The organism is Mammaliicoccus sp. I-M35, from assembly GCF_022386455.1.
Lineage (GTDB): Bacteria > Bacillota > Bacilli > Staphylococcales > Staphylococcaceae > Mammaliicoccus > Mammaliicoccus sciuri_A.
The window spans coordinates 1-273 of record NZ_JAJNIL010000040.1 but is presented as its reverse complement, the minus strand read 5'-3'; the positions used below and the strand labels follow the sequence as shown (position 1 = coordinate 273).

The window sequence follows — 273 nt, the reverse complement described above, 5'->3', positions numbered from 1 at the left end:
TATTAAGCTTGTTGAATTTCGTTAAAAATTCACTCGGTTTTTTGCTTGGTAAAATCTATTTTACTTACTTATCTAGTTTTCAATGTGCAATTTAAAATGGTGGGCCTAAATGGACTCGAACCATCGACCTCACGCTTATCAGGCGTGCGCTCTAACCAGCTGAGCTATAGGCCCATTCTTAAGTTGAATGTTATAAACATTCAAAACTGAATACAATATGTCTTCGTTATTCCATGACCTAATGGTCATTCCGTAATATCCTTAGAAAGGAGG

At 36.3% G+C, this 273-nt stretch carries 1 tRNA gene; it reads right to left on the bottom strand.

The window, feature by feature from the left end:
• Positions 1-97: 97 nt before the first annotated feature.
• Positions 98-174, bottom strand: a tRNA-Ile gene (locus LQ679_RS14750).
• Between the last annotated feature and the right edge of the window lie 99 nt (positions 175-273).